1 protein-coding gene is annotated in these 1096 nt (G+C 68.4%); it reads left to right on the plus strand.

Going from position 1 to position 1096, the window contains the following annotated elements; all coding sequences use genetic code 11:
- A partial coding sequence (locus tag HUK84_RS19625; protein ID WP_176641707.1) for an MdtA/MuxA family multidrug efflux RND transporter periplasmic adaptor subunit occupies window positions 1-1096 on the plus strand: 1096 nt, incomplete at both ends.

Raw genomic sequence — 1096 nt, forward strand, 5'->3', positions numbered from 1 at the left:
CGACGGGCGGCGGGCGCCATGGCCGCCATGCGAACACCGGGGCCCAGCCGGTGGCGGTGGCCAGCGTGCATAGCGGCGACATGCCGATCGAACTGACCGAACTGGGCACCGTGGTGCCCATCACCACCGTGACGGTGCAGCCGCGGGTGGACGGCTATCTGACACGGGTCCTGTTCACCGAAGGCCAGCATGTGAAGAAGGGCGACCTGCTGGCGATGATCGACACGCGGCCGTACGACGTGGCGCTGGAGCAATATGAGGGGCAACTGGCGTCGGACCGCGCGCAGCTCGACCAGGCGCGCATCGACTACCAGCGCTATCTGCGCCTGTCGCGCCAGAACAGCATCGCCGCCCAGACGACCGTGGACCAGCAATACAAGGTGGCGCAACTGGAAGGCACGGTGAAGGTCGACCAGGCCCAGGTCGACAACCAGAAGCTGCAGATCATCTATTGCCACGTGACCGCGCCGGTCGACGGGCGGGTGGGCATCCGCCAGGTCGACATGGGCAACTACGTTACCGCGGGGCAGACCAACGGGCTGGTGATCCTGACGCAGATGCAGCCGATCTCGGTCATCTTCACCCTGCCCGAGACCGAGCTGGGGGCGGTGGCGGACCGGTTGCGCAGCGGCGTGGCCCTGCCGGTCGCGGCCTGGGACAGCAGCAATACGCGCAAGATCGCCGATGGTGCCGTCACTGTGCTGGACAGCCAGATCGATACCTCGACGGGCACGGTGCGCATGCGCGCGATCTTCCCGAACCAGGACGAGACGCTGTTCCCCAACCAGTTCGTCAACGCGCACCTCCTGGTGAATACCGAGCATAACGTGCTGCTGGTGCCGACCACGGCGGTGCAGACCGGCCCGAACGGGCCGTTCGCCTATGTCGTGCAGCCCGACGACACGGTGGCGATCCGCGACATCAGGACCGGGCCGACGCATGGCGACGTCGTGGTCGTGCGATCGGGCCTGAAGGCGGGCGAGCGCGTGGTGACCGACGGGACCGACCGGCTGCATGCCGGCGCGAAGATCACCATCCCCGCGGCCGGCAACACGATCGCCACCGGCGCACCGCCGGCGGCGGGCGCGAACGGCGG

It is taken from the genome of Nguyenibacter vanlangensis, assembly GCF_013376155.1.
Classification (GTDB): domain Bacteria; phylum Pseudomonadota; class Alphaproteobacteria; order Acetobacterales; family Acetobacteraceae; genus Gluconacetobacter; species Gluconacetobacter vanlangensis.